This is a genomic window from Paraburkholderia humisilvae (genome assembly GCF_902859855.1).
Classification (GTDB): domain Bacteria; phylum Pseudomonadota; class Gammaproteobacteria; order Burkholderiales; family Burkholderiaceae; genus Paraburkholderia; species Paraburkholderia humisilvae.
This window is the reverse complement of record NZ_CADIKH010000383.1, coordinates 1-1082: the sequence shown is the minus strand read 5'-3', so window position 1 is coordinate 1082 and position 1082 is coordinate 1. Positions and strand designations below refer to the sequence as shown.

The window sequence follows — 1082 nt, the reverse complement described above, 5'->3', positions numbered from 1 at the left end:
CATGACGACCCCACCCGTCTCACCGAACGATGAGCCGGCCCTGCTGGCCGACATCGCCGCGCTGCGCGCTCGCGGCACCGATACTCGCGAGCTGTACCGCGAAGCCTGCGCGCTGCTGTTCTTCCGCTACGGCGTGACGCCCACGGCGAACAAGCTCTACAGCCTCGTGCGCAAGGGCAGCATGAGTACCCCGGCGGAGGTGCTGAACCGCTTCTGGCAGGACCTGCGCGAGCGCACGCGCGTGAAGATCGATCACCCGGATCTGCCCGAGGCGCTAAAACAGGTCGCCGCCGACGCAGTGCTGACCATCTGGCAGGCGGCCTCGGAAACGTCCGCATCCGAACTGGCCACGCTGCGCGCCGAGGCACGTCACCTGGCGCAGGAAGCGGAAGTGGCCCGGGATCGCGCGATCGCTGAGACGCAAGCCGCACATCAGGCGAGCGCGGCCATCCAGACTGAACTCAAGGTGGAGCGCACCGAACTCGCCAAAAGCCGTGACGCGGTTGCGAGCGAGCGACAGGCCCACGCCACCACCGAAGCGCGACTGCAGGAAGTACGTCGCCAGCTCGACGACGCAGCAAGCCAGCTTGCACTAATGAAAACCGAACTTGGAGCCGAGATCGGGCGTGCGCGCGAACGGGCTGACGCGGCCGATGCCCGCGAACAGGCTCACGAGAAGCGCGCGCTGCGCGAAATCGATCAGGAACGCACGGCCCGACAGAAAAGCGACCGGCAGTGTGAGGACCTGCAGCGGCAACTCGCAGCAGCCAGGGCCGAACTCCAGGACATGGCGGTCGAACATGCCGCCGCCATTGCGACCCTGCGCGCGGATCTGGACGGCATGCGGCAACAGGCCGAAATCGCAGCGACGCAGCAGCGCGCCACGGTCAGTGAACTCGACAGCGCGCGAGCCCGCTTGCAGGAAGCCGAGTTGCGCGCCGGGCGCGCAGAAACCGAAGCCGAAACCACCCGCAAGCTGGTCAGCGAACTCAGAAAAGCGCCGGCCGCACGGGGCGGACACCGGAGCAAGGCGGCCTGATTACGCTTAAGTGCGTTTTCCGTTCCGTTGATCCCCAAGGGCC

Annotated in this window: 1 protein-coding gene; it reads left to right on the top strand. The window is 67.1% G+C overall.

Translation table 11 applies throughout. The features are described from left to right. A partial coding sequence (locus HV796_RS42665; RefSeq protein ID WP_175233607.1) for a DNA-binding protein occupies window positions 1–1039 on the top strand: 1039 nt, incomplete at its 5' end. Between the last annotated feature and the right edge of the window lie 43 nt (window positions 1040–1082).